Source organism: Leeuwenhoekiella obamensis, assembly GCF_055391795.1.
The window spans coordinates 3775948-3789931 of sequence record NZ_AP029251.1 but is presented as its reverse complement, the minus strand read 5'-3'; the positions used below and the strand labels follow the sequence as shown (position 1 = coordinate 3789931).

The window sequence follows — 13984 nt, the reverse complement described above, 5'->3', positions numbered from 1 at the left end:
CCCCTCAAGGGGGGAATACTCAAAATTTTGTTCTTAGTAGAAATGATTAATTAGGGGATTGTCCCCTGGAGGGGACCTTAGGGGTGTTCCGTGCAGCTATTCAAAACTGTGAGCGTAGCTCATTAGGGGTGTTACGCACGAGTAAGTCTCCACCCCCAACAATAAGAATAAGAATACAAATAGCAATAAGAATAGGTGTGTTCTGCGTATGAGTAAGTAAAACTCCTATTCATGTCTTTTCTTTTTTGCATCGCCCAAAAAAGAAACCAAAAACGCTAGGCTGATTTTTACTGCCTTGAATTGTAATGCGGACTTTTTATCATTCACGATAGAAACCGCTGCGCTAGTCTATCGCTCCTCTGCCCAACGCGGCAAAGTCCACAAACAATTACTACGGAAGTAAAAAGTAGGCCGGTTTCTTTAATTAGTGTTTATATCAAAAACCTTAAGCACTCTCATTAATCTAGGGATTGTCCCCTGGAGGGGACTTGAGGGGTGCTACGCACGAGTAAGTCTCCACCCCCAACAATAAGAATAAGAATAGTAATACAAATAGCTATTTCAACAGTAATAAGAATAAAAGCACTTAACTAACTGTTTTATAGTGTTTTAAACAGTATTGCGTCGGGTTCACTTCGACATTCCTTCGAGAATGCTTCGAGGATTGCCCGTATTTACTTGGGTTTATCGAAGAAAACTCGGAGAAAACTCGGAGCACTCTCGTAAAATAACCGAAGAAAACCCATGGCATCTGCGGTGCAAATGCGATGATATTGGATAGAAAACTTGATGGGTTACATCCCTCACCCACTACCGGCTGATGGGTGTATGTATATGAGTATCAACAATAAATTTTAACAAAAACTACGGATATCTGTATGAGGTATAACGGTTTTGTTGTATTTTAGTTGAGAACACTATTCCAAAACAAATAGACTCCTATAATATTATGCTAACATTCTTACATAAGTTTCAAAGATTAGCTTTCTATTTTCTTATAAGTATGATGTGTATAAAAATATAATTAGCAATTCTCTATAGTTTTATCACTAAAAATGAAGGCCATACTCTCTTCCAAAAGTTTTAAATTTATCAAAAAAATAGATTGAAAAAAAATTACACAATAGAATTTGAAGAAAGAGCTGATTTTTTAGAAAATCATAAATTAGTTCAACTAACTGTTACAAACGAATACTTTAAATCTGTTCAATCAAAGATTTTAGAAAGAGGAGCTAAACTCATTGTAGGACCTAGAGGAACAGGAAAAACTCACCAATTTAGATTTGCTTATAATCAATGTATAATTGATAAATCAAAACCTTTAGCAGTCTATGTAAACTTCGGTAAATATTATAACCTAGAACCTCTTCTGTTCAACTCAAGTAATGCTATTCAGATATTTCATTCATGGGTATTAGCAAAAATTGCAGACTCAACTTATTCTTTATTATCAGATTTAGATCAAGAAGGCGTATTACTAACAGAAGAAAGCATTTTTGAGAAGGAGAATCTTCAAAGTTTCATTCAACAAGCAGAAAGATTCACAGCAATTCCTAATGATAATGAATTAATATTAAACATAGGGATAAAAAAAATTATTGATTTACTTGAAAATCTAGCTATAAAACTTAAGAGGAAAAGGATTATCTTATTATTAGATGATGCTGCTTTAACTCTCACTCCTGACTATATGGTTGAATTCTTCGATATTTTTAGGAGCTTAAAAACATTTAAAATCTCGCCTAAAGCATCAGTATACCCTGGAACTACTGAATATGGTCCAAGATTTCATTTAGGACAAGACGCGGAGGAAGTAAAAATGTGGCTCGATGTAGAAGATGACAATTTCTCACATTTCATGGATGAGTTCCTTTCAACTCGTTTAAATCTGAAGTCTCAAATTGACCCCGATATTATAGAAATTTTCAAGTTTGCTTCCTTCGGTATTCCAAGAGCCTTCATGACTTTGCTTAGAAGTTACTTAAATCAAAACAGCGATAGAACACAGGTTAAGTTCAATAATGTACTCGATACACATTCAAATCTAATAAGACAGGAGTATTTATCCTTAACAATAAAATTACCTCAATACAAATCTATTATTGAGACTGGATTAAAACTTTTTGACAATGTAATTGAAGAGCTAACTAAAGCAAATAAAAAAGACAGTAAGTTAAAGGAAATATTATTCGGAATTGAGAAAGAAAAAGACACTTTCAAATATAAAAGAATGATTAAACTACTAATTGAAGCTGGTTTATTGTATGACAAAGGAAGTTCGAGTGAAGGAACGGTTTCATATAACAGATACTCACCACACTATCTTTTTCTAATAAAAAATAGAGCCTTTAGCCCAACTAGAGGATTTAGCGCAAAAGACATTCATAAAGTTTTAAAATTAAAGCCAAACAAAAGACCACTTAGAAGAAAGTTTAGCACTCTATTAGACAGCGCTCAACTAAACAATATAAAATTGGACCTACCCGCTTGTTTGAATTGTGGTACAGCAAGGCTTACCGAAGATCAAAACTTTTGTCATAGTTGTGGAAGACCTTTAGTTGGTAAATCTTCATTTGACTATTTTATAACAATATCCATTAATCAATTACCATTGACTGAATGGCAAAAACAAAAAATCCTTAACGAAACAGAATTTAAAACTGTTGGAGATGTACTACAGTCTCAAAATCCAGCAGCAGATTTACGAAAGGCCAAAGGAATTGGTCAAGTTAAATCTTCAAATATATATAACATGATTCAAGGCTTAGTTGACGAACTATTAGGATAAAATGAATTTCGACACTTCAATAAATAATAAAGCTACAGCTATAGCTTACTCAATTGATTCATATTTTGATCAGAATTATTTAGAACCAGATAAATCACCAATAGATAACTATTTTGAAAAAACAGATGATTTAAATAAGTTATTTAATTATTACGACATCACTATTGCCGCAACTCCCCCGATGTCAAGTTTCCCTAATCAGACATTACATAATTTAATTCTTTTAGGATACGTATCTGCCGTAGAGTCATATTTTAGAGAATTAATAAGAAAATTAATTATTTTAGACGATCACTCTTCTAAACATTGTGAAAAGCACCATCTAAAATACGGGGCTGCACTATTACATACTAAAGAGTTGATGCCGGAAGCTCTACTTGAAGGGGTTTCATTTGCTAGTAATGCAAATATTAATTCTTCTTTAAAAGATTTTTTAGATATAAAGAATATTTTCAACCAACCTAATATTAAGGATGCCACTGATAAATTTCAAGATATATGTCAATTAAGACATATATTAGTACATCGGTACGGTAAGCTAGGAATAGAAAATCTGATAAAATTACGTGAGCATCTAATTGAAGATTGTCTAGAAAAACCTCTTGAATTAAATGGTGCTAAATTGTATCAAATAAATGTTATATGTAACAACTTAATTCTTGAAGTTAATCAGTATATATTCAATGAAGTATTAAAACGGACTGCACAACCATCGTCCGGAATTTGGTTATGGGATTACCGTAAGGATAAAAAAAAGTTTTTAGAATATTTCTCTATGTTCAATTCAACTAGTAATCCTCCTCCCATGAGTGCTGCAACTCCATTTGATGTATATAAAGACTTGAGAAATTACGGTCGTTCATTAATTTAGTTTTATTCTTACGAAAATGATATCCCTCAATATCATAAATATTTTATCTAGCAAAATATTGAAATATTAAGCAATAAAACTTGATTAAATCCGGTGTTATTAAAGATGATTTAATTTGTTTTAATGCTTCTAGTGAAATTTGGAGTGTTAAGTAATGATTAAACCCCATCACAATAGAAAAATCTTTGAACCATATTAAAACAAATATCTAATCTAGCAGCAACCCAATAAACCTAATAACTCAAAAACAACCACACCATGTTTAAAAAATATCTATTAGTACTTTTCGCAACAGCGTTAATCTCATGCACATTTTCTGGTAATGCAGATGCTAATGATCCTGAGAAGCATCAAGAAGAAGTGTTTGGTTCCTGGCAGATCACTGCGGCTTCTTTAACGCAAATGGAGCGTAAACCAGAGGAGCAGATCATTAAGTCGGTTATGCTTAATAAAGATTCTACTGCGGTGATCTCGTATGTTGATGCTGCTAAAGCTGATCTAAACGCTAAATGGACGTGGAAGAAAGAAAAGAGTGTAGGTAATGAGAATTTTGGGTTTAGTGTAGCTACAGACGTGTATATCTATGTAAATAATATGCCTGTGTTAGGGTTAATGCTACACAATGCAAACGGCAAACTATCGCTTAAGGCGGGTGATTATACTTTTGAGAAAAAGTAATGTAGTCCGCACTATTTATGACGGTATAACGGCCGCAAAAGTGCTTAGCATATTCAAGAGGGTTGTTATTACAGTTGGGGTTTTAGTACTGCTTGTAATAGTTGCAGAGGATCATAAAGCACTTTTGGCACATTATCTTCAGGCTTACTTGGTTTTTGACACAGGGCAACAAATAGAATATACGGGTATGAAAGTTATAGACGACACTAAAATAATGGGTAATTATATTTCCTCCTTACCCGGTGATCGTGGGGAATTTGAATTAAGTTTAAAGAAATAAATTTGATTATGGGCATATTTGACCTCTTTAAGAAGAAAACCACTACTTCAACATTTCCTGAAAACGAATTAGAAAAGAGTTTGATGAAAGCCTCATCAGATGTTTCAGCAAGAGATGAATTCTATACAAAATTACTGTGGAATGAATTGATAGTATTAACAAGCGGAAGTCTTGCGTCAAAAAAAGGTGCCGAGATCTTAGATCCAGGCACTGATGTTGAGTTTGTGACGTTTGCTAATGGGGAAATACCTGTATTTACCTCTACCAATAGAATCTTTGACAAGGGAGTTATAAAAGAGGAAGTACCCATTATGGCTTTAAAAGGCCAAGATCTCTTTGGGTTTACCAAAGGAGCGTCCTTTATACTAAATCCATATTCAGAATATGGAAAACAACTAGTTCCACAAGAGATCGAAAGCCTTTTGAATGGTTCGATATTTGAGCACTCTAATGCCGTTACTATACCACAAGACACTCAGGTTTTATTAGGACAACCCTCAAAATATCCTACGGAATTAGCACAAGCGCTATCTAATCTCTTTCTAAAAGAACAAGCGGTTAAGTTTGCCTATTTGGCCACTATAAAAACGGATAATTCTAACCAACCCCCACACTTAATAATTGCACTTGATGTAGAAGGAGATATGTCTCCCATAACGGCTAAAGCAGGACCATTAGCAGAACAAGTGATGGGCAAGAATAAAATTATAGATTTCATGAAAATAGATAAGAGTAATGGTATTTCTGACTATTTCATCAATAATACTCAAGCCTTTTACAAAAGGAGATAAAGACACACTACTCATTGAAAACAGTAACATATCTAAGAAACGACCCAAGCCTAAAAAAGGATTTTATAAGAGCGGGAAAATTGGTGCAGCAATTTAACAATGCAGCATATGAAGATGAAGCGCTTAAAACTGCACTGCTGACTGAGCTATTGGGCAGCGTGGGTAATGGTATCTCTATAGAACATAACTTTCATTGTGATCTGGGGTATAATATTCATGTGGGAGAGCATTTTTACGCAGGCTTTAATTGCACCATCCTGGATATGGTAGAAGTTCGCATAGGAGACAATTGCCTGATAGCACCTAACGTAGGCATATACACTGCAGGACATAACATCAACCCAATAGATAGACACAAATCTGGTTTTGCAAAACCCATAACCATTGGCAACAATGTATGGATTGGTGGACATTGTGCCATTATAGGTGGAGTAACCATAGGTGACAATGCTATCATTGCTTCTGGATCTGTAGTGACAAAAGATGTTCCTGCTAATACGATCTATGCAGGTAATCCCGCAAAGAAGCTTCGGGATATAGTAGTTGAAGAATAAATGCAATAAAAAAGGGAAACGATGCATGTGCGATCATTTCCCTTTTCTTTTGGCGAAAGCCAAAACAACTTAAACGCTATTATAGCATTACTGCTGTTTTATACCTGCCTTTTTAAGTTTGCTTGCTGATACAGGCTTATCCTGACTGATGATAGATAAACCAGCATCAATATATTGCCCACCTTCTTGTTGTTTACAAGAGATAGCGATGGTGTTCTTACCGTTGTGTACAAGCGCGTCTTTTGCCGCGTCTGAGATAGCCACGTTCACATAGTCTGAAGACCATCTAGGCACAGAAGCCGCTAGCACTCCGTTAATATAAACCTCAGCATCCTCGTCATGGTGTATTCTTAGGAAAAGTTTATCCATATCAATAGAAGACAGATCGCCTAGCTCAAACTCCTGGCGCACCCAGATGTTGTTTGAGTTCCAGGTAGTACCTACATGAGCACCTGGTGTGTCTGCAGAACCAAAACCTGCTGTACCTTCTTTCCAGGAAGCGTCGTTAAAGTCCTTCTTCATCCAGTCTGCCGCAGGAGTATCTAAGGTGTACTTCCATGTTCTTTTAGAAGCTTCGGCAGTAGGTAATACTTCGTAGATGTACTCATACATCTCCTCGTTGATCACCATCTGGTTAGACTTGTAGATATCTTTAGGGTCTACCTTCATCACACGGTCGTAGGTCATGATACCGTTAAGCTCGATCTCTACATCTGTGATCTCAGTATATACCGCTGCGCTTAGTCCGTTATTTGTTTTGAACTTGGTAAGCATTGTAGTAAAATCGTTGTACATGTTAAGGTATTCCTCATCAGTATCGATCATTACATATTTCATAAGGTCATCTGGATTCCACAAATGGTCATCCTTCTGGTAGCCTATCCCGCCATACTCACCACAAGCAGTAGCCATATAAACGCTCTCTGGAGCTACAGGTGGAGGATATGAGTGCAGGTCATACACATCACCGCCAGCACCTTTATTAGACCAACCACTAGCCTCGTTAACCAGTCTAGACTTATCAAGCCCTTTTACTATAGAAACATACTTCTTAGTATCGTGCTGTGCTTGCCCTTCATTAAAGATCACCCACATGATGATACTTGGCACATTATAATGCGTCTCTACCATGCTTATCAACTCATTAGTGAACGCCTCTTTGTCTGGCGCTGGAGTCTTCCAGGTATACGAGTTAGGCGATGGCATATCTTGCCATACCATAAGACCTAGTTTATCTGCCCAGTAGTACCAGCGAGCTGGTTCTACCTTGATGTGCTTTCTGGTCATGTTAAAACCTAGCTTCTTTGTCATCTCTATATCATAACGCAACGCCTCATCTGTTGGCGCAGTGTATAATCCATCAGGCCAGTATCCTTGATCAAGCGGCCCCATTTGGAAAACAAATTCGTTATTTAAGTACAGTCTATGGAACTTACCATCAAACTCTAATGAAGACTTACGCATACCAAAGTAGGTATCTACCACATCAATAACCTTATCGCCATTCTTTAAAGTAATGGTCATATCATAAAGAAACGGATTACTAGGAGACCAAAGCTTCTGATTCTTGATCTTGATCGCTGTAGGCGCCATAGGAGAACTCTCTACCGTTGCCACTACACGATTACCGTCTTTAACCTCTGCAGTATAGGTTAAGTATTTACCACCCGCAGCATTTACTTGAAGGTTAAGCACAGACTCATCTATATCTGGAGTCATCTTAAAATCTACAATACGTTGTTCTGGTACTGGCTCTAGCCAAACGGTTTGCCATATACCTGTAACGGATGTGTACATAATACCCTGTGGGTCTAAAGTCTGCTTCCCTCTAGGGTAGCCTTCTTTATCAGTAGGATCATACACACGCACTGAAATGGTTTGCTCACCATCCTTAAGATACTCTGTTATATCAAAAGAGAAAGGATCATAACCACCCTGGTGTTTCCCTACCAGTTTACTGTTAATGTACACTTCGCTCATATAATCTACCGCACCAAAGTGAAGCAATAAGCGCTGCCCCTTCCAATCTGCAGGAACAGTGAAGTTGCGACGATACCAGATGCGCTCGTGACTTTCCATAACCCCAGATAAAGCCGACTCTACCGCAAAAGGAACAAGGATGGTTCCTGATAGTTCGCCCTTAGGCAAACGCTCATTCTCCCATGTGCCAGGCTGGTATTGCCATAGACCGTTAAGGTTCATCCACTCGTCACGCACCATCTGTGGTCGTGGATATTCTGGTAAAACATTGTCTGGATCTACATCGTTTGCAAACTTGGTCATTAGTGGTGCCTTTTTTGCGCTCCATTCTTGCGCAGACATACCAGCAGACAACAAACCGAGTAGACAAATCGTGAGTAATTTAATTCTTGTCATTGGTTGTATTTAGGTTGATAATAGTGTGAATATGAGACTACACATCCACAGATTGGTTAAAAATAAGCGCTAAAAATAACTAAATCCTTTAAGTAATACAGGCTTGAGACTGTAACTTTTTCGCAGTAATGCGTACAGATAAAATAGCATCATAGCATGCAAACGCTGATCAAGTTAGGCCTCATCAAGCTTAAGACCACCTCAGCAAAATGTTTAAAAATATTACTTTCACACACTTTATTAACCAAAACCCTAAACCAAAAACCATGAACACAAAAGTACTAATGACATCAAGCGCGATATTCACAGCAATACTAGGCATCTTGATCTCATTCTTACCCGATGAAATATTAACGTACTTAAACATTGAAAACAATAGCATCACGCTGTTGTTCTTAAAACTCATAGGTGCGATGTATATGGGATTTGCTGTTTTAAACTGGATGGCAAAAGGCACTTTAATAGGCGGTATATACAACAGACCGATAGCCTTTGCTAATCTGATGCATTTTGGTATAGGGGCAGTGGCTTTCGCAAAAGCGATACCCGCTTTAGAAACGCACAAAGAGATCACAATCGCAGTAACTGTGGTGTACGGGATCTTTGCATTGCTCTTTGTTTATGTCTTTAGAACAAACCCGGCACGGGTTGAGAAGGGATAAATTGTAGTCATAAGCCTTTTTATCACGCTTCCGCGAAAACTACACGGATAGAAGAAATAGACCATAAGATGGCAAACGCAACATGATAGTGCACAATATAGGCGGCGGACAGGTTTTAGAAGATTGTTTGTTTAGCTATAAGATCATAGGTCATTACAGTTTTATGATCGAGTAAGGCATCATGAGAGTTTATATTTTCTCAACGATTGCAGAGCATATTTAGTATGGCTCATGTTGGGACAAATTGGTCTAAAAGAGATTTTGAAATAAGAGAAATATCATTATTTTTATAACATGGTTACTTTAACACTCTAGTAAATCTTACACATAACCGTATAAAATATTCAACGATGCAAGAATGTAAAAAGTGCAAAACTAAACTCTCTTCTAAGAATGTATTAAAAGCTTTCCTTGTAGGCTATCGACCCTTTAAGTGTGAAAATTGTGGTTCGGAGTTTACGTTTACAGCAAAACATAGATTAATGGGTGGCGCTATAACGGCTATTACAGTTATTCTAGCACTAGTTTTGATAAATACCGTGGAATTAAGCAACCGTAGCCTTCTTATTGCAGGTGCAGGCACAGTAGTGCTTTTAATTGCTTTATCACTAGTCTGTATTAACTTTTTTAAGTTCTCACGCGAAAACTAACGTATACTTTCTCTGCTTCTTGTAGTTATTTAGAATGACTTTTGGCTTTAAGCCAAAAAACCTAATGCATAAAAAAAAGAAAACCCCGCAAAATGCGGGGTTTTCTTGAAGCCCATGTTAATTTGTAAACCTTATCATGTAAACAACGAGGGTTAGATTCCCCTAATATCCTTCCCTTGTCAGGACTTCATGAAACTATCAAAATCACATTATAAACTTCTTAAGCTTTTACTTAATTGGTCAAGACGAATTTATAAACTCTCGTACTTGTAAAAACGAGTGAAAACACCTGTTTTAACTAAAAAAGGTCATGAACCTTTAACATATTGGAATTAAAAAAGGCAGGTTACCCTGCCTTTTGACCAATTTACACTTTAAATCAACAATCTATAAAAAACAATTATTATTGGGATACAAGCTCTGATACTTGATACTTTTGACCTGATGAAGTAAAATCTTCAAAAGCACCTTCTGTATCAAAAATTATCGCCTTGTTATTTACAACCTCTACGTTATTATCAAGGCTAACCTCTACAACCTTTAAAGGTTCGTAGTCTTTAAACAGGATTCCCTTTTTAAGAGAACCTTCATTCTTTACTGCTTCAGGAAAAATGATGTAATACGCTGCACTTTCTAAAACTTCGTAGTGCTCTGGCAATTCATAAAGTAGATCAGCTTGAGACTTCTCTGCAAGGTCTACGATATGAGCTTCAATAATACCGTTGTCATTTCTATCTGGTGTATTCCACTCTTTACTTTGAGAGAATCCTACAGCAGTTACACTTAAACAAGCAACAATTAAAAATCTTTTTACGTAAGCATTTACATTTTTCATAATCAAAATTATTTGGGGCTTTAATTTTTATTTCTGATGCAAACATATGGCGCTCCTTGAAAATCAAAATGTTAAAAATACCTTAGCAAATAGGTGTTATTTTTAAAGTACTTGTATTTATTGATAGTTTTTAGTATTAAATTAATAAATAAAGGATTTAGTTGCGCTTCATTATAAAGCAATCTAATATTACAAACTCTACAGTATAAGAAAATAAAATAGTGGCTTTCTACTCAAAAAATGACACACATCAAGATTTGACTTTAAGTCTCTTGATCTGCGATTTTTGATGAGTCAAATTCTTGTCATAAATTTTGTTATTTATGTATTAGAATAAACAATACACTTAGCCTAAAATTAAAATGTCCGTAACTCTTTGTGTAAGAGATACGGACAATCTAAAAAAACAATATTTGGGGAACTTTATCTTATTTAAAACTATAATGAAGCTTATTCTGGCGGTTTTTATGTAATCACAATAAAACCAATACCATAGACCGAAAGACTTAAGATAATAAGCGCTAGAAGCAGCTCAAGATATTCTAGAAGCTTAGGATTTTCAAATAGGTTCTTCATACCTTAATGTAATTAAAATTAAACTTCTATCAATTATTCCATTACAATAAACTCGCTTCTTCTATTGAGTTGATGCTCGGCTTCTGTGCACTGTGCGCCATTACCACAATCGTTAAGCAGTTGCGATTCTCCATACCCTCTACCTGTAAGTCGGTCAGGATCTATACCGCCTTTTTCAACAATGTACTTTATGGTGGCATCATTACGACGCTGCGAAAGTGCCATATTGTAGGCATCATTCCCGCGACTATCTGTGTGCGATCTTACATCTATTCTAAGCTGTGGATATTCTTTCATCACTTCTATCACCTTGGCCAACTCTACTGCGGCATCTGGTCGTATGTACGATTTGTCAAAATCAAACAAAATAGGATTCAGCAGTTTTGCAATATCGTATCCTGGTGTTACTTCTGTCACGGTTTTAACCAGCTCAAAGGTTACTGTCGTTCCCTTAGGATCGCTAGGTAATGACACGCGTTTTTCTTCTACATTGTATCCTTCTGCAATGACTCTCACAAAGTAGTTTTCGCCGCAAGGCTTATCAATAAAATTGTACTCGCCGCGTGCGGTTGTCTCATCAGTTTGTAAAAGATCGTTTGCCGTGTTGCGTAGTTCTATTTTGGCTTTCGCCAAAGGTTCTCTGCTATCCTTGTCTATGACTTTAACTATAAGTTGGCTCTCACAAGGATTCACAACAAAGCTGTAAATGTCATCATCCAGAGGATCGTTTGCACGATTTGAAGCAAAATAACCCGTATTTGAATCCTGATCTACGATAAAACTAAAATCGTCTTTATCGCTGTTTATAGGTTTACCTAGATTATGAATCTCATTAGTTTCTGCTTCTTGCACATAAACATCCAGACCTCCTAAACCAGAACGTCCATCAGTTGAAAAATACAGGTCACCATTAGAAGCCATAAACGGAAAAGTCTCTCTACCCGGCGTGTTGATCAAATTACCCAGATTTTCTGGTTCGCCATAAGATCCATCTGCATTGATGGCCGCAGACCAAATATCAGATTGCCCTAAACTTCCCGGCATATCAGAAGCAAAATACAGCATCGTACCATCAGCATTTAAAGCGGGATGAGCCACCGTGTATTCATCACTATTAAATGGTAATTCTACCGCTTCCTGCCATTTACCATTAGCATTTTTTGTGCTCTTATAGAGTTTTAATTTGTTTGTTCCGCTAGCTGCTTTTCGGTATTCATCTTTTGTATAATTGTTACGTGTAAAATACATGGTGTTGCCGTCTGGCGAAATAACCGCAGAGCTCTCATGATAACGCGTATTTATCTTACCGTCTAACTTCTGCGGATTAAAAATGGAATCTTTAGTCACATCTGCTGTATAAAGATCAAGAAAGGGTTGTTTGTTCCACCCGTGAATCTTTTTGCTAAAGCTTCCTTCATCTCTTGTTGAAGCGAATAGAATTTGACCGTCACCATAAAACGCTGGTGAGAAATCTGAAAAACCTTTTGCATTGATCCCTAGCTTACTAATGGTATAGCTATCAGGGATGAATTGCATTTGATTTTCTTTGACGGCAGTCTCATTATAAACAAGTCTTTCTTCCTCACTTACAATGGCATTGTATCTGTCTATCATCTCAACAGACTGCGCATATTTGTCTTCTGCGCGCAGAGATTGTGCAAATCTGAAGTAATGATCAGGCGTAACTTCATTAGGGAATTTCTCTACTAGCTTAGCATACCACTCAGATGCCTTTGCATATTTTGCATTAAAGTAAAATGCGTCTCCTAACTTCCCAAATAGATCAGCCGACTCATAACCAGCGTCTGCTACACGCAAATAGAGTTGCTGCGAATCTATAAACGCATATTGCTGAAATTTTTTGTTTGCTCTTTGCATCTCACGCTCTTGTGCCTGCGTGAAGCTAAGGGTCAGTAATGCCAGTAAAGCAGTTGCTAAAAATCTTTTCATCAGGGTAAGTTTTAGGGGTGTGATCCTCTTTTAGAAGAATCGTGGTGTAAGCATTCTGTTGTATTCTTTAAATAATTCAAACCTTAGGAAAACTTCATAGGTGCCATCATTATAGATCGCGTTTCCTAGTTCTGTAGTTTCTCTATCATAAGCAAACCCTATCAACATAGAATCTGATAATTGAAAAGCCGCTAAACCACTAAGAGCTGCACTCCATCTGTAAGATGCTCCTAGGGTGAATTTTTCATAAAACATAAAGTTGACATTCACATCTACTTGCAACGGTGCTCCTGCAACCATTTTTACCATGGTAGAAGGTTTGAACTTCAGGTCTGGATTAAGATCAAAAACATAACCAGCAAGACCGTAATAATGTATCCTTTCTGACGCTACGAATGATTCAGAGGTTTGTGTACCGCTTCTATCAAAATGTGCTGTTGTAAGCAATTGTGGCGCAGACAAGCCTGCATAGAAATTAGAATCGTGATAGAAAACGCCCACACCTACATTTGGCGAAAGCTTATTATCTATATTTTGAATAAATGGATCTCCAGGATTAAATGGATTTGTCCTGCTAAAATCTACATCTAGTAAATGCAGTGTTCCCTTTAATCCAAAACTAAGCTTACCCTCAAGACTAGTTTGTAGCGTATAGCTAAAGTCTGTATTAAAATGAGTCTCACGAGCAGGACCTAGCGCATCATTAACGATACTAAAACCCAGCCCCACTTTACCTAAACCAATGGGACTATGTGCTGTAATGTTTTGCGTTCTGGGAGCTCCGTCTAGCCCCACCCACTGACTGCGGTGCAGGGCTAAGATAGAAGTTACTCCGCGGTTACCCGCATACGCTGGGTTTATCACTAACGGATTGTACATATACTGTGTGTACTGCGGATCTTGCTGAGCAAAACCACGCTCTGAAAAAATACAGCACAATACCAGTAATAGACCTAAAGCTAATCTTTTCATT

Annotated in this window: 12 protein-coding genes and 1 pseudogene; 9 read left to right on the top strand and 4 right to left on the bottom strand. The window is 36.9% G+C overall.

The window, feature by feature from the left end:
• The first annotated feature begins 1105 nt into the window (after positions 1-1105).
• The 6 genes from ACZ5L8_RS16560 (at position 1106) to ACZ5L8_RS16535 (ending at position 5962) form a co-directional block, all read left to right on the top strand.
• A complete protein-coding gene (locus ACZ5L8_RS16560; protein WP_464438819.1) occupies positions 1106-2788 on the top strand; it encodes a hypothetical protein in 1683 nt (560 codons plus the stop codon).
• A 1-nt stretch (position 2789) separates the two neighbouring features.
• A complete protein-coding gene (locus ACZ5L8_RS16555; protein WP_464438817.1) occupies positions 2790-3659 on the top strand; it encodes a hypothetical protein in 870 nt (289 codons plus the stop codon).
• A gap of 258 nt (positions 3660-3917) precedes the next feature.
• Positions 3918-4337, top strand: coding sequence for a hypothetical protein (locus ACZ5L8_RS16550; RefSeq protein ID WP_464438815.1), 420 nt, complete (start codon positions 3918-3920; stop codon positions 4335-4337).
• The gene (locus ACZ5L8_RS16545) at positions 4324-4617 is read left to right on the top strand and encodes a hypothetical protein (protein ID WP_464438814.1); all 294 of its coding nucleotides are present in this window, start codon (positions 4324-4326) and stop codon (positions 4615-4617) included. The genes ACZ5L8_RS16550 and ACZ5L8_RS16545 overlap by 14 nt, the downstream gene beginning before the upstream one ends.
• Before the next feature lie 8 nt (positions 4618-4625).
• Positions 4626-5408, top strand: a complete 783-nt coding sequence (locus tag ACZ5L8_RS16540) for an enhanced serine sensitivity protein SseB C-terminal domain-containing protein (RefSeq protein ID WP_464438812.1) — start codon at positions 4626-4628, stop codon at positions 5406-5408.
• Between the two features lie 14 nt (positions 5409-5422).
• Positions 5423-5962: a sugar O-acetyltransferase gene (locus tag ACZ5L8_RS16535; protein WP_464438810.1), complete on the top strand. Its 540-nt coding sequence runs from the start codon at positions 5423-5425 to the stop codon at positions 5960-5962.
• An 87-nt stretch (positions 5963-6049) separates the two neighbouring features.
• Here the strand turns inward: ACZ5L8_RS16535 and ACZ5L8_RS16530 are convergent, their stop codons facing one another.
• Positions 6050-8338 (bottom strand): glycoside hydrolase family 2 protein, encoded by a 2289-nt coding sequence (locus ACZ5L8_RS16530; protein ID WP_464438809.1) that lies wholly within the window; start codon positions 8336-8338, stop codon positions 6050-6052.
• Positions 8339-8604: 266 nt separating this feature from the next.
• Between ACZ5L8_RS16530 and ACZ5L8_RS16525 the strand changes: the two genes are divergently transcribed.
• The 3 genes and pseudogenes from ACZ5L8_RS16525 to ACZ5L8_RS16515 all read left to right on the top strand — a co-directional run bounded on the left by ACZ5L8_RS16525 (position 8605) and on the right by ACZ5L8_RS16515 (position 9650).
• Positions 8605-9000, top strand: a complete 396-nt coding sequence (locus ACZ5L8_RS16525) for a hypothetical protein (RefSeq protein WP_464438807.1) — start codon at positions 8605-8607, stop codon at positions 8998-9000.
• A 67-nt stretch (positions 9001-9067) separates the two neighbouring features.
• Positions 9068-9175: pseudogene (locus tag ACZ5L8_RS16520) on the top strand (DUF1287 domain-containing protein); the annotation flags it as partial.
• A gap of 175 nt (positions 9176-9350) precedes the next feature.
• Positions 9351-9650 carry a TIGR04104 family putative zinc finger protein gene (locus tag ACZ5L8_RS16515; protein ID WP_464438806.1) on the top strand — a complete coding sequence of 100 codons (300 nt, stop codon included), beginning with the start codon at positions 9351-9353 and terminating at the stop codon, positions 9648-9650.
• 403 nt (positions 9651-10053) lie between these two features.
• Here ACZ5L8_RS16515 and ACZ5L8_RS16510 read toward each other — a convergent pair whose 3' ends face one another.
• The 3 genes from ACZ5L8_RS16510 to ACZ5L8_RS16500 form a co-directional block, all read right to left on the bottom strand.
• The gene (locus tag ACZ5L8_RS16510; protein WP_464438805.1) at positions 10054-10485 is read right to left on the bottom strand and encodes a hypothetical protein; all 432 of its coding nucleotides are present in this window, start codon (positions 10483-10485) and stop codon (positions 10054-10056) included.
• Between the two features lie 609 nt (positions 10486-11094).
• The gene (locus tag ACZ5L8_RS16505) at positions 11095-13011 is read right to left on the bottom strand and encodes an OmpA family protein (protein WP_464438803.1); all 1917 of its coding nucleotides are present in this window, start codon (positions 13009-13011) and stop codon (positions 11095-11097) included.
• A gap of 30 nt (positions 13012-13041) precedes the next feature.
• Positions 13042-13983: a PorP/SprF family type IX secretion system membrane protein gene (locus ACZ5L8_RS16500; RefSeq protein ID WP_464438802.1), complete on the bottom strand. Its 942-nt coding sequence runs from the start codon at positions 13981-13983 to the stop codon at positions 13042-13044.
• Position 13984: the final 1 nt, after the last annotated feature.